Raw genomic sequence first — 18,219 nt, 5'->3', positions numbered from 1 at the left:
CTCTAAAAATGATACTAACCGATACACACAGCCATTTATATGCTGAAGAATTTGATTTAGACAGAAAAGAAATGATACAGCGAGCCTTTGAAAAAAATACAACTCGGTTATTCGTTCCTTCAATTGACAGTAGTTATACACAAAAAATGTATGAATTAGAAAAAGAATATCCTAATCAAGTTTTTCTAATGATTGGTCTACACCCATGTTATGTAAAAGAGAATTATCTTGAAGAATTACAACATGTTGAAAATGAACTAAAAAAAAGAAAATTTGCCGCTATTGGTGAAATTGGACTAGATTTATATTGGGATAAAACCTATTTAAAAGAACAGCAAGAAGCTTTTATACATCAAATTAAGTTAGCCAAAAAATATGAATTACCAATAAATATTCATTGTAGAGACGCTTTTAATGAAATTTTCGAATTATTAGAACAAGAGAAAGAAAAAAAACTTTTTGGAATCTTCCATTGCTTTACAGGAGACTACCAACAAGCCTTACAAGCTATTGATTGTGGTTTAAAACTAGGTATTGGGGGCGTAGCTACTTTTAAAAATGGGAAAATAGATCAATTCTTAAAACAAATTCCACTGGAACACATTGTTTTAGAAACAGATGCCCCTTATTTAGCTCCTGTGCCCTATCGTGGTAAAAGAAACGAAAGTAGTTATGTATATCTAGTTGCTGAAAAATTAGCCCAAATATATGGTACTACAGTTGAAGAAATTGCACAAATTACCACTGATAATTCAAAAAATGTATTTGGATTTTAAGATGAATTTTAACTTTAATTCCCATTTTTTTTGTTTTTTTGTACCATAGAAATTAGCCATGTCAAAATTCGATAAAATTCGTCCTTATTATGACTCCGAAGTAAACCATGCTTTGAGAGAATTGGCACATCATCCCATGATGAAAGCGATGATGAATTTTGCGTATCCGAATGTGGAAGATTCTGTTTGGAAAGAACATTTATTACGCACATATTCAATTCGTGATTTCCAAATTAATTTTGCGTATCAAGCCATTAAGAAAATTTTAGAAAAAACATCTGACGGCTTAACCACTTCAGGTTTTGAAAAATTAGAACCTCACACGGCTTATTTCTTCATCTCCAATCATCGTGACATCATTTTAGACACATCGCTTTTAAATGTATGCTTGTTTGATCATGATTTAATTATGACCGCATCGGCAATTGGTGATAATTTAGTCAAAAAAGATTTTTTATTGAAGTTATCAAAATTAAATCGTAATTTTTTAGTACAACGTGGATTACCTCCTAGAGAATTGTTGCAAAGTTCTAAATTATTATCTGAATACATGTATCATTTGGTATCTAGAGAAAATAGATCTGTTTGGATAGCACAACGTGAAGGCAGAACGAAAGATGGTAATGATGCTACCCACCAAGGCGTATTAAAAATGATTGCCATGGCAAATGATGAAGCTGATGTAATGGACTTTTTTAAGAAAATTAAATTAGTTCCCGTATCAATATCCTATGAATATGACCCTACAGATGCTTTAAAAATGCCTCAATTAATGGCCGAAGCCAATGATGAAATTTACATAAAAGATAAGAATGAAGATTTTATAACACTTTTAAGTGGAATTATTGGCCAAAAAAAACGTATCCATATTCATGTAGGCGATGTTTTAAATCATGAAATAGACCAAATAAAAGCAACAAACGATAATAACAATAAACAAATACAGGCCTTAGCTCAAGCAATAGATGATTCTATTTTGCAATCTTACCAACTATGGCCGACCAATTTTATTGCCTACGATTTATTACACCAAACATCTACTTATAGTTGTAAGTATACAGAAAAAGAAAAACAACTTTTTGAACGAAGATTGGAATTACGCATCAATGCTGACGACATAAAACAAAAAGAAAGCTTTTTAGCCATGTATGCCAATCCCGTTATTAATAAATTAAAATACCAAACTATTGAAACCAATTAACAAACCGAACATCTTATTGATTTACACGGGTGGTACCATTGGTATGGTTAAAGATGCCGATACTGGAGCGTTGAAAGCTTTTAACTTTAAAAAATTAATAAAAGGAATTCCTGAATTAAAGCTCTTGGATTGCACCATTCAATCTATCTCTTTTGATCAACCTATAGATTCTTCAAATATGGAAGTTCAAAATTGGGTTCAAATGGCTAATATTATTGAACAACATTACCATAACTACGATGGTTTTGTAGTGCTTCATGGATCAGACACTATGTCATATAGTGCTTCAGCTCTAAGTTTTATGCTTGAAAACTTAACTAAACCAGTAATTTTTACAGGATCACAATTGCCTATTGGAGATTTGAGAACTGATGCAAAAGAAAATTTAATTACTGCAATTCAAATTGCTGCTTTACAGCAAAAAGGAAAACCAGTTGTACAAGAAGTCTGCTTATATTTTGAATATAAATTATACAGAGGAAATCGAACTACTAAAATTAGTGCTGAACATTTTAATGCTTTTATATCTCCCAATTTTCCAGAATTAGTAGAATCTGGTGTTCACTTAAATATAAACTATGATGCTTTATTTTCATCTCCAAAAAATAAAACATTAATTGTAAATAAAAATTTTGACACTAATGTTTTAGTTATTAAATTGTTCCCTGGTATTACAAGAGCGGTTTTAGCTTCATTATTAGCCATACCAAACTTAAAAGGAGTCGTTCTAGAAACTTATGGTGCTGGAAATGCTCCTATGCATAATTGGTTTATTGAAGAATTAGAACTCGCTACAAAAAAAGGTTTACATATTATTAATGTAACTCAATGCAGTGGTGGAAGTGTAATGATGGGGACCTATGAAACAAGTACTAAATTAAAAGAATTAGGTTTAATTTCAGGAAAAGATATTACCACAGAAGCGGCGATTACTAAACTAATGTATTTATTAGGACAAAATGTGGCCCCAACTGTATTTAAAACCATATTTGAAACGTCCTTAAGGGGTGAAATGAATGAATAAAAAGAGAGGTGGCCGAGTGGTCGAAGGCGCACGCCTGGAAAGTGTGTATGCCCCAAAAGGGCATCGAGGGTTCGAATCCCTTCCTCTCTGCTAAAAAAAATTATATGTATAGAATTGTTTTTCTTTTGCTAACACCCTTTTTTTTGTGGTCGCAAAACTCTATAGAAGAACCTAGACAAGAAATCGACTCATTATATAGAGAAGATCAATTCTACTTTTCATTAAGTTATAACTTAGTCCAAAATCGACCTACAGGTTTCAAACAATTCTCTTTCTCACCAGGGATTAGTGTTGGCTTCTTACGTGATATGCCATTCACTAAAAATAGACATTGGGCTATTGCCTCAGGTATGGGTTACTCATATAATAACATTAAACAATTTATTAATTCTGAGGAGTTATTAGGTGTAGGAGCCATTACACCTTCTGAAAATATCAGAACTACCATCATTGCCCATGGATTAGAATTTCCATTAGAAATTAGATGGCGCAATTCAACACCTTTGAGCCACAAGTTTTGGAGAATTTATACCGGCTTCAAAGCAACTTATATTCTTGATGCTCGATTAAATTTAGAAACTTCTTTTGGAAAAGATAAACAATCTATAACAAATGAAGTCAATCGTTGGCAATTTGGAGCCTATATTACTGCAGGATTCAACACTTGGAATCCCTATATTTACTATGGAATAAATCCTATCTTTAAAGACGGTTCTAAAATAAGCAACCTCAACATTGGGTTTCAATTTTATATTTTATAAATCCAAACCAAATACTGAGGAATTACACCAATTAATAAACCCACAACCAATTCTACAGGCGTGTGTGCTTTCATAAATAAACGCGAAGAAGCCACGAAACCCATACATAGTAATAAAGTAACTAGAGTATTGATAGCTGGTATGTGTAAATAGCTAATTAATAAAAGTGTAAAAACAAATAAAGACGTTACTCCAATCATGTGCAAACTAGCTTTGAACCCAAATGATACAGAAATAAGTACAATAAATGAACTAATAAAACCTCCTTCAAAAAAATGACTTAATGCTGGATCAGACTCTTGTAGACCACCATACCTCAACAAAACATACATGAGTGCCATCTGAATGAAAATGGGTATTTTACGCTCTTCTAAAGTAGCTTCTGTAAAAGAGGAAACCAAATTTAAAATACGCAGTAACAAATAAAAGCATAAAGGTAAGACAACTGTTAAAAGAAGTATCTGAAAAAAAGTAAAATACGTATGAATATCAGAAATGACATTCCCTTCAAAAGTAAAATACAATAGAGTTCCATATAAAGAAACAAAAATAGGATGAAATATATAAGAAAAGGGAACTAATAAATATTTGGTCTGCATCAGATTTTCTTTCTTAATCGGGCTACTGGTATATCTAACTGTTCTCTATACTTGGCCACAGTTCTACGGGCAATAGGATAGCCCCGTTCTTTCAAAATAACAGCCAAATCTTCATCAGGCAAAGGCTTGCTCTTGTCTTCCTCGGCAATTACTTGTTCCAAAATCTTTTTAATCTCAATCGTAGACACATCCTCACCTTCCGTGTTCTTCATCGCTTCACTGAAAAATTCTTTAATCAGCTTGGTCCCATAAGGAGTATCAACATACTTACTGTTAGCTACTCGTGAAACAGTAGAAATATCTAAGCCTACCATATCCGCAATATCTTTTAGAATCATAGGCTTTAATTTTGTCTCTTCTCCCTCTAAAAAATATTCGTATTGAAAATGCATAATGGCATTCATAGTAACCAATAAAGTTTCTTGTCGTTGCTTAATTGCATCAATAAACCACTTGGCCGAATCCAATTTTTGTTTGATGAACTGAACAGCATCTTTCTGAGCTGCAGATTTCTCACTTGAAACTTTATACGTTTGCAACATCTCTTGATAGTCCTTTGAAACATGCAACTCTGGTGCATTTCTAGAATTCAAGGTCAATTCAAGTTCTCCATCCACCACCCGAATGGTAAAATCAGGCACAACATGTTCTATCACACGACTACTACTGTCATAACTCCCTCCTGGTTTTGGATTTAATTTCTCAATTTCATCTATCGCTTTTTTCAATTGCTCCTTAGTTACATCAAACTTTTGAAGTAATTTATCATAATGTTTTTTAGTAAAAGCTTCAAACTGCTTATCTATGATATCTATCGCTAAATTTACCGATTCCGTAGGTGTTTTATGTTTTAATTGAATAAGCAAACATTCTTGCAAATCACGAGCCCCCACACCTGAAGGTTCTAGTTGTTGAACAACAGTCAACACTCGCTCAACAGTCTTCTCATCTGTATAAATCCCCTGAGTAAAGGCCATATCATCCACGATATCTTGAATTGTCCTTCTTATATAACCAGAATCCTCAATACTACCCACTAAAAACTCGGCAATTTCACGGTCTTCATCTGACAAAATAAAAGTGTTCAACTGATTAATTAAATCTTGATGAAAACTCATTTGGGCAGCAATAGGCAACGATTTATCTTCGTCATCATCACTATAATTATTCGTTTGATACTTATAATCCGGTGTTTCATCATTACTTAAATATTCGTCGATATTCAAATCACCAGTATCAATATGCTCGTTATCGTAATCGTCATAATCGTCATTTGAATTATCAAATGAATCTTCATAAGAATCTAAAGAAGCGTCCACATCACCTTCTAAAGCTGGATTTTCAACCATTTCTTCTTGCAAACGCTGTTCAAAAGCTTGCGTAGGCAATTGAATCAGTTTCATCAACTGAATTTGCTGAGGCGAAAGTTTCTGTGAAAGTTTTAAATGTAGATTCTGTTTAAGCATATTTTCAAGTCAAAAATTAAAAGTCAAAAGTTTCAAACTAAACAATAGCATGAAACTTTAAACTTGAAACAACTGTTTTTTAAAATTCTGCGTTTTGTGGTGTTCTTGGGAAAGGAATAACGTCTCTAATGTTTGTCATACCTGTAACGAATAATACCAAACGCTCAAATCCTAACCCGAAACCAGAGTGTACGGCTGATCCAAATCGTCTCGTATCTAAATACCACCACAACTCTTCTTCATCGATTCCTAACGCTTGCATTTTTTCTACCAATACCTCATAACGTTCTTCTCGTTGAGAACCTCCTACAATTTCGCCGATACCAGGGAATAAAATATCCATGGCTCTTACCGTTTTTCCATCTTCATTTAAACGCATGTAAAACGCTTTAATTTTTGCTGGATAATCAAATAAAATAACCGGACATTTGAAGTGTTTTTCAACTAAGAAACGTTCGTGTTCCGATTGTAAATCTGCGCCCCATTCTTCAATTAAATATTGGAATTTCTTTTTCTTGTTAGGTGTAGAATCTTTCAGAATATCAATTGCCTCTGTATACGAAACACGCTTAAAATTATTTTCTAAAACAAAATTTAATTTTTCTAACAAAGTCATTTCGCTGCGATCTGCCTGCGGTTTTTGTTTTTCTTCTTGAGCAAAACGTTCATCTAAGAACTTTAAATCATCTGCACAATGATCCACAGCATATTTTATTACATATTTAATAAAATCTTCGGCCAAATCCATATTGTCTGCTAAATCATTGAATGCCACTTCAGGTTCAATCATCCAAAATTCAGCTAAGTGACGTGATGTATTTGAATTTTCTGCACGGAATGTAGGTCCGAAAGTATAAATCTGACCTAAAGCCATAGCAAATGTTTCTCCTTCTAACTGACCAGAAACGGTTAAGTTTGTTTGTTTTCCGAAGAAATCCTCTTTATAATTAATACTTCCATCTTCATTTCTCGGTGCCGAACCATCTAAAGGTAACGCGGTTACTTGAAACATTTCGCCTGCACCTTCTGCATCCGATCCTGTAATAATGGGTGTATTTACATATACGAATCCTTTTTGTTGGAAGTATTGATGCACTGCAAACGACAAAGCTGAACGCACACGCATAATGGCACCAAAAACATTAGTTCTTACACGTAAATGGGCATTTTCACGTAAAAATTCAAGCGAATGGCGTTTGGGTTGCATTGGAAATTTTTCCGCATCCGAATCACCTAAAATTTCTAATGAAGCTACTTGAATTTCAACATTTTGACCAGCACCTTGACTTTCAACCAACGTACCTTTTACACAAATGGCAGCACCAGTAGTAATTCTTTTTAATGTTTCTTCAGGGGTGTTTTCAAAATCAACAACACACTGAATATTATGAATAGTTGAACCGTCGTTCAACGCAATAAATTGGTTATTTCTAAATGTACGTACCCATCCTTTAGCGGTTACTTCTTGTAACGTTTTGGTGTTGTTTAATAAATCAACAATCTTAGTATGTTTCATTTCCTATCTTTTCATTAAAAGTGCAAATATAGTGCGAAAAAATGAGTTAATAAAATGTTGATACGCACATTCAAAGCATTTTATAAAACGACATTAAACCGCTTTTTTATTGCTTGATTAGGGCATTTTCCCTATTTTTACCTCATGATTTTAATTACAGGCGCTACCGGTTTAGTTGGGTTTCATTTGATGCAATTGTTGTCGAAAGAAGCTACACCTATTCGCGCACTGTACCGATTGGAAGCAAAAAAAGACCATATTAAAAACTTATTTAAGGCGCAAAATCAACTTCATATTTTTAAACAAATTGATTGGTTTCAAGCTGATTTACTAGACATCCCCTCACTTGAATTAGCTTTTCAAGACATAACACAGGTCTACCATTGTGCTGCTTTGGTTTCTTTTGAACCCAAAGATCATATAGCTCTTTACAAAAACAATATTGTTGGCACGGCTAATGTAGTTAATCTATGTTTGGCTTTTGGAGTAGAAAAGCTGTGTCATGTGAGTTCAATTGCAGCTTTAGGTAACGGAACCGAGCACCAACTTTGCATTACTGAAGAAACTGAACGAAACAATGAACTCCATTATAGCGATTATTCCATTTCTAAATACGGAGCCGAGTTAGAAGTTTGGCGAGGATATCAAGAAGGATTACCAATTGTAATTGTCAATCCAGGTGTAATTTTTGGCTCTGGATTCAAAAATTCAGGCAGTAGTTTATTCTTTACTAAAATCAAAAAGGGTTTACCTTTTTACACCAAAGGCAAAATAGGAATAGTGGCTGTAGAAGATGTTGTTCAAACTATGTACTTGCTTATGAATAGCCCTATATCTGGAGAGCGTTTTATTCTTGTAGCAGAAAACCCAACTTACCATCAATTGTTCTGCATTTTAGCTAAAGCTTTCAACGTTCATCCTCCAAAATGGCATGCTTCAAAAGTATTAACCGCTGTTATTTGGCGTTTGGATTGGATTTTTTCGACCTTATTTTTTACTCGAAGAAAATTAACAAAAGCAGCAGCACAATCCTTACACAACGAAGAATTCTATAGTTCACAAAAAATAAAAAGTACTATACCGTTTGAATTTTCCCCTATGGAATCCTATCTAACAAAATTAGCCCAAGACTTTAAATAAAAAATCACGCATAAAGCGTGATTTTTTATTTATTTATGATTTTGAATACGCTCTAGTACGCGTTTATACATAAACTTATAGTTTCTAACATCAGCTGCATAATACCTATTGTTCTGATGAAAAGTAGCACTATCAATCTTGTACTTTTTGTATATGTATTCTTTAGAATTGATGTTATTTTGAATTAATTGTTCAGGGGCACTTGCTGTCGCACCTTGTAAAATCACCACATCATACATAATGTTTTCCATGGTTTCTTCATCAAGCAAACGATCGGGCTTTGGAACTGGATTTCTTGAACAAGAAACAACTAAAACTAAACCTATAAAAAATACTGTTTTTTTCATACGTAAAATTACTCTCGATCAAAAGTTAAACGCTGACCTGCTAATACTTCTTTTACCTTTCCGTTTTGATATACCAATTTACCATTTACAAAAGTATGTGTTACTCTAGATTTTAAGTTCATCCCTTCTATCGGAGACCAACCACATTTATACAATAGATTTTCCTTCTTAACATTCCATGGTAAATGTGGATTTACAATAACTAGATCTGCAAAGTATCCTTCCCTAACAAACCCTCTTTTCTCTATTTTAAAAATCCTAGCCGGATTGTGACACATTTTTTCCACAATTTTCTCCACAGAAATTTTCCCTTTCGCATAAGCCTCCATCATTAAAACTAATGAGTGTTGTACTAAAGGTCCTCCAGAAGGCGAACTCGTGTAAGGATTGTTTTTCTCTTCTAATGTATGTGGAGCGTGATCAGTAGCAATAACATCTATTCGATCATCTAAAAGGGCTTTCCATAAAGCATCTTGATCATCTTGAGTTTTTACGGCAGGATTCCACTTAATCAGCGAACCTTTGGTTTCATAATCTTTATCTGTAAACCACAAATGATGTACACAAACCTCAGCGGTAATTTGCTTTTCTTCTAATGGAATTTTATTCGTAAACAACTCCATTTCCTTTGCTGTAGACAAATGGAAAACATGCAATCTTGCTCCTGTCTTTTTTGCTAATTCAATAGCTCTAGAAGAAGATAAATAACAAGCATCCGTGCTACGAATTAAATGATGGAACTTTACAGGAATATTTTCACCATACTCCGCTTTGTACTGTTCTAAATTAGCTTTGATTGTACCTTCGTCTTCACAATGTACTGCAATTAACATTTTAGTAGACGAAAAAATTTTCTCTAATGCCTCTTGGTCATCCACTAACATGTTCCCCGTTGATGAACCCAAAAACAATTTAATTCCAGCTACATTTTTTGGATTGGTTTTAAGCAACTCATCTAAATTTGTATTAGTACCACCCATCATAAAAGAATAATTTGCATAAGAAGACTGACGCGCAATCTCATATTTCTGCTCTAATAATTCTTGTGTAATGGCATTTGGAACAGTATTAGGCTGCTCAATAAAAGATGTAGTTCCACCAGCTACTGCCGCCTTACTTTCGGTTGCTATTGTTCCTTTGTGAGTTAATCCTGGTTCTCTAAAATGTACTTGATCATCAATTACACCTGGTAATAAGAAAGACCCCTCCGCATCTACAATAGTATAATTTGGTTTAGCGCTTATACTTTCTCCTATTTGGCTAATTATTTCATTTTCAATTAACACATCCCCTTCAAAAAGAGAGCCTTCATTTACAATCTTAGCATTTTTAATTAAAAATGTACTCATTTTTTTATATTAAAGTCTATTAAATATTTTTCTGATTCGAAGCATGATTACACCAAAAACGGCTTCTCTTATAATTGCTCCACTCATTTTTGATTCACCTAAAGTACGATCTGTAAAAATGATAGGCACTTCTTCTATTTTAAATTTTTTCACGAAAGCTCGATACTTCATTTCAATTTGAAACGCATAACCTACAAATTTTATTTTATCAAGATTAATCGTTTCGAGCACATTGCGTCTGTAACAAATAAAACCAGCCGTGGCGTCATGAATTTTCATACCCGTAATCATCTTTACATAAACAGAAGCAAAATAAGACATCAAAACTCGGTTTAAGGGCCAATTCACCACATTAACCCCTTTTGAATATCTAGACCCAATGGCTAAATCAGCCCCATTTTTACAAGCTTCATACAATTTTTCTAAATCATTAGGATTGTGAGAAAAATCAGCATCCATTTCATAAATGTATTCATAATTATGACTTAGCGCCCATTTGAAACCGTGAACATAAGCTGTTCCTAATCCAGATTTTTTTTGTCGAACCTCAAGAAAAAGACGGTCATTATACTTGATTTGTAATTCTTTAACTTTAGCTGCTGTCCCATCGGGTGAATTATCATCAACAATTAACAAATGAAAGGAAGAGGGCAACTGAAAAACCGCATGAATAATTCTTTCAATATTTTCTATTTCGTTATAAGTGGGAATGATAACTATACCAGCAGACATATCAATTTATTTACTTTGCAAAATTATGCTTTTTTTACATTCTAAATCTTAATAATTTTATAATTATTGATAGCAAATATTTTTGTTACTTTTGCACCATGAATATATTACTTATTGAACGTATACTGGTAAATAAAGATTGGGCTACTATTCTGTTTGTTTTAGCCGCCATAATTATTGCTACCAATAAAACTGTTTTTGAGGTTCGTTTTAATGAATTTCTTAAATTAGGAATTTCAGATAAGTACAACAAAATTTATAAAGACACGAGTAATTTAATGAACTGGTTTACTATTTCTATGTTCATCATCCAATTGATTTCTTTTTCTTTTTTCATTTTATTGCTTTTAAGTTATTTTAATTATACAAAAACAGATAATTACATTTCCTTCATTCAGATATTTACTTTTCTCTTTGTTTTTATTTTATCTAAATTTTTGATTGAAAAGATTGTTGGAACTACTTTAAATGTTGAAAGTTTCGTAGAACAATTTAATTTAGTTAAAGTTAATTATCGTGCTTTTTTAGGTTTAGTATTATTGCCTATAAATATTTTTTTATATTATAATCAAACGCCAATTCAGTTAGTATTTTATATAATTCTCGGTGTTTTTGTGCTTTACAACGTGCTTACTTATTACTTTTTGATAAAGACTTATCAAAAAATAATCATAGGTAAAATATTTTATTTTATTTTGTATCTTTGCACCCTTGAAATAGCACCGTATTATTTCATGTATTATTGGATAACAAAAAATTAGTATTTGTTAGATATGTCAAATTTGAAAGTGAAAACTATTTTGGTTTCACAACCAGAGCCAAAGGTGGAAAACTCCCCTTATTTCGACCTGCAAAATAAATGGAAGGTTAAAGTTGATTTTAGACCATTTATTCATGTGGAAGGCGTTCCTGCGAAAGAAATTAGAGCACAAAAAATCGATTTAAAAAATTATACTGCCATTATTTTTACTAGCAAAAATTCTGTAGACCACTTTTTTAGAGTAGCAGAGGAAATGCGTTATAAAGTTCCGGAAGATTTAAAATATTTTTGTCAAGCAGAGGCTATTGCCTTTTATTTACAAAAATATGTAGTATATAGAAAAAGAAAGATTTATGTAGGTCAAAAAGAATTTGCTGATTTAGCCCCATTAATCAAAAAGTATAAAGATGAAAAATTCTTGTTACCTAATACAGATCAATTAAATGCTGATGTGCCTCAAACATTAGAAAGTTTAAAAGTAGATTGGAAGCAAGGTATTTTCTACAAAACAGTAATGAGCGATTTATCAGATTTGAAAGATGTTTATTATGACGTTTTAGCTTTCTTTAGCCCAACAGGGATTAAATCATTGTTTAAGAACTTTCCTGATTTTCAACAAAACAATACTAGAATAGCTGTTTTTGGAGAAACCACAAAAAAAGAAGCTTTAGAACACGGACTTCGTATTGATATAATGGCTCCTGCTCCTGGAACACCATCAATGACTGGAGCTTTGGAAAAATATGTTGCCGAAGTTAATAAAACCAAATAATATTCTAAAAAAAGCGTTTAAAATTTAAACGCTTTTTTTATTTTACTAATTTAAACATTTCTTTATTGTTTTTCTCATGTCTTTAAACATGTTTTGCATAAAAAAGTCATTAACAAAAACTACTTTTCCTGCTTGATCTAGTATAAAATTAGTGGGATAAAAACCAACTAAAAACTGATTAATTGAATTCTTATCTTCAGGAATTATTGTAAAATCAATGGGGTGTTTTTTTACAAATTCATTAATCAAATCTTTATTATCATAGGTTATCGCAAAATAAAGCACCTGATCTGTACCAAACTCTTTTTTCAATGCATTTAAATCGGGTATTTCCCTAATGCACGGGACGCATTTTGTAAACCAAAAATTCACAACAACTACTTTTCCTTTTAATTCTTCTGAAGTGTAAACTGCACCATCCATGTCTTTAAAAACAAGATTTTGCATAGATTTCCCCAGCATCATTTTTTTATTTTTTTTATCTCCTTCAACTTTTGCATTTAGCTCCTCATTTCTTTTCTTAATTTCGTCATCACTCATTTTTCTTAATACAATAGTAAAAGTATTCTCAATAGTATCTCTAAAAAAATGCTGTTTATACTTCCCAAAAGTTTTAGTTTTTACAATCGAGTCGATAAACACTTTGTTATATTTTTTACCGTTTTCTAAAAAACTTTCTATGACCCATAGTGAATCTTTAGATTTATACGCTTGAAATTCAGTTAGTGTTAATTCTTTTGCATTTTTACTTAAAAATTGAAATTGTTGTGCTTGTAATACACCAGCATAAATTAAAAATAAAAATAAATATTTTCTCATGATTAAATGTTTTTTACTATAACTCAAAACTAACTCTTTTATTATTTTAATTAAAAATAATATTACAATCTATTCACAATCCCTATTTAGTAATATTTTATTTCTTAGCTAATATCCTAAACAAGACTATTCAAAACTATTTTTTAATGCACGTTCCTAGCACAATAATTCAACATAAATTAAGGCCAAACACTATCTCACATTTAGCTCATATAAAAGTCTTATAATAAAAATAACCTTTTGAAAAACAAGTATATATACAATTTAAAGTTTATGATTTTTTATAAATAGTCCAATAGATAAATTGGTTAGTTAATACACTTCTTCTAGTTTTGAATGAAATAAATACAAACTAACTTATAACCTGTAAACACAATGAAAAAAATTAATCTACTATTTCTACTATTAGGATTTACTATTTCTCAAGCTCAAACTTCAAAAAACAACAATATTGATATCCATTACAAAACATCAGATTTAATTGATTTTGATTTAAGTAGTAAAGGAATAAATGTAATAACAAAAGCCCCAAAGGGAGCTAAAATTATTCAGGACGGAAACAACATTGTAGTTTATGGTGGCAAATATTTTAAAATTACATTCATCAAAGAAGATTTTTCTAATCCTTTTAATGAAGATGAAAAATACAATAGCATTGCAGAAAAAATAGCTGACCTTAAAATATTAGCTAGTGACTCTGAGTTAAGTCCAGGATTTAAAAAATTCGAATCAGATGAGCAAAATGGTTTTCTGAAAAGAAGTGAATCAGGACTAAGTTTCTTTTATGGTGTAAAATCAGGAGATAAAGCAATCACAATTACAGAAGGAATGTCTTATGACAAATCCCCTGATAAGTTTACAAAATATAGTGACGAAGACATCAAAGTAATGTATGAAGCAGCTAAAGCTACTGTGTCAAAATAACTTGTCTTTCTACAAAAAAATAGGAGTAAATAAATCACCATACTAAAAAAATAAAATGGATACACTATCAATCATCGGAATGATATTAATGCTTATAGGATTTGCTAATGCTGCTTGGGTAGCCATTCTCTATGTACTATCACTTAGTGCTGTTGCAGGTACTAAAATTTCTAAAAAAGTAGGAACATCAAATGACAATACAGATGAGTATTTAGAAAGAGGAAAGTTATATTCTCATCAACTATTGAAGAAATTAATTTGGAGATTGGCGATTGGTTGTTTAGGTTGGATACTTTTCTACATTGCAACCGGTCGCTTTTAATTAACATAACGTACTAACCCTTATGGAAACATTAGAAATCATATTAGTAAAAAGAAAATTAAAATTTATCTTATGCATTATAGCTGCTCTTTTTTGTGGTTTTGGAATCATAAGTTTTGGTGGTTTTCTTTTTAAAGACGGATTCTCATGGTGGATACTAATCATAGGTTTATTGCTAGTGAGTGGCGAAATTCTTTTCCTCTCAAAACTATACACATATGTAACAAATAAAGAAATTATGCTTGTTGTAGAAAGTGATGGAAATACAATAAATTTCTACAATAAAACAACTACTGGAAAAATTTTTCACAAATCAGAAACCATTGATTTAAATAAAATGGAAAGATTCTACATTGTAAAAAGAAGAACGCGATACTTAATGAACAATTATGCTTTCGCTTTTGAAGAAAAAGGTTCATTGACAAGCATGTTTAATACAGAAATTAATGTTTTCCCCTCCTTATTTAAAGCCGAAGAAGCCGACCGTAACAAAATATTAAACTTTGTAAAATTTGTTCACCCAGCTATTCTTTTAGGATATGAAACGGCATGGAAAAAAGCCAAAAAATAACAGATTATCTTTAGAACAATCAATTAAATAAAAAAGACTGCCTAAAAAATCCTCATATTGTCATTGCAAATTTATATAAACTCCGCTTGACAAAATTAGACTTTTAAGGCAGTCTCTCTAATTTTTCAAAATAGATCAATAACTATCCCACCAAATTAATAATCTTTCCTGGAACGATAATCACTTTATTTGGTGTTCTACCTTGTAACTGGTTTTGTGTACGCTCATCGGCCATAACGATTTCTTCAATTTGTGCTGCGGTTAAATCTAACGGCAACTTAATAGTGAAACGCATTTTTCCGTTGAATGAAACCGGATATTCTTTTTCACTTTCTACTAAATATTTTTCTTCAAATTTAGGGAAAGCTACTGTGGCAATAGAACCTTCGTGACCTAATGCACACCACAATTCTTCCGCGATATGTGGCGCATAAGGCGAAACTAAAACCGCTAAAGGTTCTAAGATGGCTCTATGATGACATTTTTGTTGCGATAATTCATTTACACAAATCATGAATTGCGAAACCGACGTATTAAACGAGAAATTCTCGATGTCTTCGGTTACTTTTTTAATGGTTTTGTGTAGCGATTTGTACATATCTGCCGTTGGTTCGTCATTGGTGATGTTCAACCCATTATCGTCGAAATACAAACGCCATAATTTTTTCAAGAAACCATAAACGCCTGTAATACCAGCCGTGTTCCAAGGTTTCGCTTGTTCTAACGGACCCAAGAACATTTCGTATAAACGCAACGTATCCGCACCATATTCGTTACAAATATCATCAGGATTGACTACGTTGTATTTCGATTTCGACATTTTTTCTACTTCGCGACCTACAATGTATTTACCATCTTCCAAAATAAATTCCGCGTTAGCATAATCCAAATATAAAGGATGCGCCTTGAATTTTTCAATGTCTAATTCGTTAGTGATATCATTGATACAAAATAAATCAACGTGGATTGGAGTAAAGTTATTCCAATTTGCTTCAGACTGTTTAATTCTACCATATGTTTTTACCAAACTTTCTAAAACATCTTTTGATTGTTGATTAGAATCTGTTATAAATGCTTTTTCTTTAACCGCTTTATCAATTATGTTTTTACTAAAAAAAATAACTTTTTTCTTTTTATCCTCAGAATTTACTATATATTCCCATCTATATATAAAAGCACTCATTCCCAAAATCATTCCTTGATTAATCAACTTTTTGAATGGTTCTTCGGTTGGTGCAAAACCTCTATCTTTTAAGAATTTGTTCCAAAAACGAGCGTACAATAAATGTCCGGTAGCATGCTCGCTTCCTCCAATGTATAAATCTACATTTTCCCAATATTTTAGTGCTTCTTCACTAGCAAATTCGTTTTCATTTTGGGCATCCATGTATCGCATCCAGTACCAAGACGAACCTGCCCAACCCGGCATGGTGTTTAACTCTAATGGAAATACAGTTACATTATCAATCAAATCATTGCTTACTACTGTATTTTTCTCGGTATCCCAAGCCCAAACGGTTGCATTTCCTAATGGTGGTTGCCCATCTTCCGTTGGTAAGTATTTTTCAACTTCTGGAAGTACTATTGGTAAGTGTTTTTTATCAATCATTTGTGGTAAACCATTCACATAATATACTGGGAATGGTTCGCCCCAATATCTTTGGCGAGAGAAAACCGCATCACGTAAACGGTAATTTACTTTTGCTTTTCCAGTACCAATTTTTTCTAATTCCTCAATAACTTTCTTAGTTCCCGATTTATAATCTAGTCCGTTTAAGAAATCGGAATCTACTAATTCAAAACCACCTTTTTCACCGTAAGCGGCTTCTGAAATATCTTGATTGAAAATATTTTTAATTTCGGGCATGCCGTGTGTTCCTTTGAAGAAATTTGCGAAAGCATAATCACGCTCATCACCACATGGAACCGCCATAACCGCACCCGTTCCGTAACCGGCTAATACATAATCGCCAATCCAAACTGGAATGGGTTCTTTGGTAAACGGATGTTCTGCATACGCGCCAGTGAAAACACCTGAAATCGTTTTAACATCTGCCATTCTTTCCCTTTCCGAACGTTTTGCAGTAGCTTCAACATAAGCGTCTACCGCTGCTTTTTGTTCAGGAGTTGTGATTTTCGCAACCAATTCGTGTTCTGGTGCTAGCGTCATAAACGTTACTCCAAAAATCGTATCAGGTCTTGTTGTAAATACATCAATTTTAGCATCGTGATTATTTACATTAAACGAAACCATTGCTCCAACTGATTTTCCAATCCAATTACGTTGTGATTCTTTCAATGATTCAGTCCAGTCAATCGTTTCTAAACCTTGTAACAAACGTTCTGCATACGCCGAAATACGCATCGACCATTGCGTCATTTTTTTACGAATTACCGGATGCCCGCCACGTTCCGAAACGCCGTTTACGATTTCGTCATTAGCTAGAACCGTTCCTAAAGCCGGACACCAGTTTACTTCGGTTTCCGCCAAATAGGTTAATCTGTATTGTAATAGAATTTTTTGTTGTTGTTCTGAAGAAAAAGAATTCCATTCAGCTGCCGTAAAAGAAACGATATTCTCATCACAAACCGCATTAACATTAACATTTCCTTCTTTTTCAAATTTTCCGATTAACGTTGCAATCGCTTCTGCCTGGTTCGTATCGTTATTGTACCAAGACTCGAATAACTGAATGAAAATCCATTGTGTATGTTTATAATAATCCGGATTAGAAGTACGTACTTCACGACTCCAATCAAACGAAAAACCAATTTTATCTAATTGTTCACGGTAGCGCGCAATGTTTTCACGAGTTGTTTTTTCTGGATGTTGACCAGTCTGAATTGCATACTGTTCAGCTGGCAAACCAAATGAATCGTACCCTTGTGGGTGTAACACATTAAAACCTTGATGTCTTTTAAATCGTGCCACAATATCAGAAGCAATATAACCCAGCGGATGTCCTACATGTAACCCAGCTCCAGATGGATAAGGAAACATATCTAATACATAATATTTAGGTTTATCACTATTATTTGATGCTTTAAAAGTACCGTTTTCGGCCCAATATTGTTGCCATTTGGCTTCGATTTCGTTGTGGAAGTATTTCATATTTCAATTTTCAATCTCCGTTTTTGTA

Annotated in this window: 18 protein-coding genes and 1 tRNA gene; 11 read left to right on the top strand and 8 right to left on the bottom strand. The window is 32.6% G+C overall.

The window, feature by feature from the left end:
• Positions 1-8: 8 nt before the first annotated feature.
• From QZ824_RS00220 to QZ824_RS00200, 5 genes are all read left to right on the top strand, one after another.
• Entirely contained in the window at positions 9-776 is a 768-nt protein-coding gene (locus QZ824_RS00220) for a TatD family hydrolase (RefSeq protein ID WP_291274030.1), read from the top strand.
• Between the two features lie 58 nt (positions 777-834).
• Positions 835-1,977: a 1-acyl-sn-glycerol-3-phosphate acyltransferase gene (locus QZ824_RS00215; RefSeq protein ID WP_291274029.1), complete on the top strand. Its 1,143-nt coding sequence runs from the start codon at positions 835-837 to the stop codon at positions 1,975-1,977.
• On the top strand, positions 1,964-3,001 hold the full coding sequence (locus QZ824_RS00210; RefSeq protein ID WP_291274028.1) for an asparaginase: 1,038 nt from the start codon (positions 1,964-1,966) through the stop codon (positions 2,999-3,001). Before QZ824_RS00215 ends, QZ824_RS00210 begins: the two co-directional genes overlap by 14 nt.
• A gap of 2 nt (positions 3,002-3,003) precedes the next feature.
• Positions 3,004-3,091 (top strand) — tRNA-Ser (locus QZ824_RS00205).
• A 14-nt stretch (positions 3,092-3,105) separates the two neighbouring features.
• Positions 3,106-3,762 (top strand): porin family protein, encoded by a 657-nt coding sequence (locus tag QZ824_RS00200; RefSeq protein WP_291274027.1) that lies wholly within the window; start codon positions 3,106-3,108, stop codon positions 3,760-3,762.
• Here the strand turns inward: QZ824_RS00200 and QZ824_RS00195 are convergent.
• The 3 genes from QZ824_RS00195 to asnS all read right to left on the bottom strand — a co-directional run bounded on the left by QZ824_RS00195 (position 3,750) and on the right by asnS (position 7,343).
• Positions 3,750-4,361, bottom strand: coding sequence for a hypothetical protein (locus QZ824_RS00195; RefSeq protein ID WP_291274026.1), 612 nt, complete (start codon positions 4,359-4,361; stop codon positions 3,750-3,752). The genes QZ824_RS00200 and QZ824_RS00195 overlap by 13 nt on opposite strands.
• Positions 4,361-5,827, bottom strand: coding sequence for an RNA polymerase factor sigma-54 (rpoN, locus tag QZ824_RS00190; RefSeq protein WP_291274025.1), 1,467 nt, complete (start codon positions 5,825-5,827; stop codon positions 4,361-4,363). The genes QZ824_RS00195 and rpoN overlap by 1 nt, the downstream gene beginning before the upstream one ends.
• 79 nt (positions 5,828-5,906) lie before the next feature.
• Positions 5,907-7,343 (bottom strand): asparagine--tRNA ligase, encoded by a 1,437-nt coding sequence (asnS, locus tag QZ824_RS00185; RefSeq protein WP_291274024.1) that lies wholly within the window; start codon positions 7,341-7,343, stop codon positions 5,907-5,909.
• A gap of 144 nt (positions 7,344-7,487) precedes the next feature.
• Here asnS and QZ824_RS00180 point away from each other — a divergent pair, with 144 nt between their 5' ends.
• A complete protein-coding gene (locus QZ824_RS00180) occupies positions 7,488-8,483 on the top strand; it encodes an NAD-dependent epimerase/dehydratase family protein (RefSeq protein ID WP_291274023.1) in 996 nt (331 codons plus the stop codon).
• Between the two features lie 29 nt (positions 8,484-8,512).
• On the opposite strand, the gene QZ824_RS00175 is transcribed toward QZ824_RS00180, so the two are convergent.
• From QZ824_RS00175 to QZ824_RS00165, 3 genes are read right to left on the bottom strand one after another with little or no spacing between them, the layout of a single operon-like run.
• On the bottom strand, positions 8,513-8,830 hold the full coding sequence (locus tag QZ824_RS00175) for a DUF4296 domain-containing protein (protein ID WP_291274022.1): 318 nt from the start codon (positions 8,828-8,830) through the stop codon (positions 8,513-8,515).
• Between the two features lie 8 nt (positions 8,831-8,838).
• Positions 8,839-10,179, bottom strand: coding sequence for a dihydroorotase (locus QZ824_RS00170; RefSeq protein WP_291274021.1), 1,341 nt, complete (start codon positions 10,177-10,179; stop codon positions 8,839-8,841).
• 9 nt (positions 10,180-10,188) lie between these two features.
• Positions 10,189-10,911 carry a polyprenol monophosphomannose synthase gene (locus QZ824_RS00165; protein WP_291274020.1) on the bottom strand — a complete coding sequence of 241 codons (723 nt, stop codon included), beginning with the start codon at positions 10,909-10,911 and terminating at the stop codon, positions 10,189-10,191.
• Positions 10,912-11,009: 98 nt separating this feature from the next.
• Here QZ824_RS00165 and QZ824_RS00160 point away from each other — a divergent pair, with 98 nt between their 5' ends.
• Positions 11,010-11,672 (top strand): DUF4271 domain-containing protein, encoded by a 663-nt coding sequence (locus tag QZ824_RS00160; protein ID WP_291274019.1) that lies wholly within the window; start codon positions 11,010-11,012, stop codon positions 11,670-11,672.
• Between the two features lie 21 nt (positions 11,673-11,693).
• Positions 11,694-12,443, top strand: a complete 750-nt coding sequence (locus tag QZ824_RS00155) for a uroporphyrinogen-III synthase (RefSeq protein WP_291274058.1) — start codon at positions 11,694-11,696, stop codon at positions 12,441-12,443.
• 45 nt (positions 12,444-12,488) lie between these two features.
• Here QZ824_RS00155 and QZ824_RS00150 read toward each other — a convergent pair whose 3' ends face one another.
• Positions 12,489-13,262 carry a TlpA disulfide reductase family protein gene (locus tag QZ824_RS00150; protein WP_291274018.1) on the bottom strand — a complete coding sequence of 258 codons (774 nt, stop codon included), beginning with the start codon at positions 13,260-13,262 and terminating at the stop codon, positions 12,489-12,491.
• Positions 13,263-13,637: 375 nt separating this feature from the next.
• Here QZ824_RS00150 and QZ824_RS00145 point away from each other — a divergent pair, with 375 nt between their 5' ends.
• Genes QZ824_RS00145 through QZ824_RS00135 form a run of 3 tightly spaced genes read left to right on the top strand, consistent with a single transcriptional unit; the run spans position 13,638 to position 15,079 of the window.
• Positions 13,638-14,186, top strand: coding sequence for a hypothetical protein (locus QZ824_RS00145; protein WP_291274017.1), 549 nt, complete (start codon positions 13,638-13,640; stop codon positions 14,184-14,186).
• A gap of 55 nt (positions 14,187-14,241) precedes the next feature.
• Positions 14,242-14,508, top strand: a complete 267-nt coding sequence (locus QZ824_RS00140; RefSeq protein WP_291274016.1) for a hypothetical protein — start codon at positions 14,242-14,244, stop codon at positions 14,506-14,508.
• A 22-nt stretch (positions 14,509-14,530) separates the two neighbouring features.
• Positions 14,531-15,079 (top strand): hypothetical protein, encoded by a 549-nt coding sequence (locus QZ824_RS00135; protein ID WP_291274015.1) that lies wholly within the window; start codon positions 14,531-14,533, stop codon positions 15,077-15,079.
• Positions 15,080-15,221: 142 nt separating this feature from the next.
• On the opposite strand, the gene QZ824_RS00130 is transcribed toward QZ824_RS00135, so the two are convergent.
• Positions 15,222-18,191: a class I tRNA ligase family protein gene (locus QZ824_RS00130; RefSeq protein ID WP_291274014.1), complete on the bottom strand. Its 2,970-nt coding sequence runs from the start codon at positions 18,189-18,191 to the stop codon at positions 15,222-15,224.
• Positions 18,192-18,219: the final 28 nt, after the last annotated feature.

The sequence above is a fragment of the Flavobacterium sp. genome (assembly GCF_021151785.1).
In the GTDB taxonomy this organism is placed as follows: Bacteria; Bacteroidota; Bacteroidia; order Flavobacteriales; family Flavobacteriaceae; genus Flavobacterium.
The sequence above is the reverse complement of the archived record's forward strand: the minus strand, read 5'-3'. Positions and strand labels throughout refer to the sequence as shown.

Excerpts from the sequence above, each read along its gene's own strand:
- QZ824_RS00180 (WP_291274023.1), top strand. The coding sequence starts at position 7,488 with ATGATTTTAATTACAGGCGCTACCGGTTTAGTTGGGTTTCATTTGATG.
- QZ824_RS00175 (WP_291274022.1), bottom strand. The coding sequence starts at position 8,830 with ATGAAAAAAACAGTATTTTTTATAGGTTTAGTTTTAGTTGTTTCTTGT.
- QZ824_RS00165 (WP_291274020.1), bottom strand. The coding sequence starts at position 10,911 with ATGTCTGCTGGTATAGTTATCATTCCCACTTATAACGAAATAGAAAAT.
- QZ824_RS00200 (WP_291274027.1), top strand. The coding sequence starts at position 3,106 with ATGTATAGAATTGTTTTTCTTTTGCTAACACCCTTTTTTTTGTGGTCG.
- asnS (WP_291274024.1), bottom strand. The coding sequence starts at position 7,343 with ATGAAACATACTAAGATTGTTGATTTATTAAACAACACCAAAACGTTA.
- QZ824_RS00160 (WP_291274019.1), top strand. The coding sequence starts at position 11,010 with ATGAATATATTACTTATTGAACGTATACTGGTAAATAAAGATTGGGCT.
- QZ824_RS00145 (WP_291274017.1), top strand. The coding sequence starts at position 13,638 with ATGAAAAAAATTAATCTACTATTTCTACTATTAGGATTTACTATTTCT.
- QZ824_RS00215 (WP_291274029.1), top strand. The coding sequence starts at position 835 with ATGTCAAAATTCGATAAAATTCGTCCTTATTATGACTCCGAAGTAAAC.
- QZ824_RS00170 (WP_291274021.1), bottom strand. The coding sequence starts at position 10,179 with ATGAGTACATTTTTAATTAAAAATGCTAAGATTGTAAATGAAGGCTCT.
- rpoN (WP_291274025.1), bottom strand. The coding sequence starts at position 5,827 with ATGCTTAAACAGAATCTACATTTAAAACTTTCACAGAAACTTTCGCCT.
- QZ824_RS00135 (WP_291274015.1), top strand. The coding sequence starts at position 14,531 with ATGGAAACATTAGAAATCATATTAGTAAAAAGAAAATTAAAATTTATC.
- QZ824_RS00195 (WP_291274026.1), bottom strand. The coding sequence starts at position 4,361 with ATGCAGACCAAATATTTATTAGTTCCCTTTTCTTATATATTTCATCCT.
- QZ824_RS00220 (WP_291274030.1), top strand. The coding sequence starts at position 9 with ATGATACTAACCGATACACACAGCCATTTATATGCTGAAGAATTTGAT.
- QZ824_RS00140 (WP_291274016.1), top strand. The coding sequence starts at position 14,242 with ATGGATACACTATCAATCATCGGAATGATATTAATGCTTATAGGATTT.
- QZ824_RS00150 (WP_291274018.1), bottom strand. The coding sequence starts at position 13,262 with ATGAGAAAATATTTATTTTTATTTTTAATTTATGCTGGTGTATTACAA.
- QZ824_RS00130 (WP_291274014.1), bottom strand. The coding sequence starts at position 18,191 with ATGAAATACTTCCACAACGAAATCGAAGCCAAATGGCAACAATATTGG.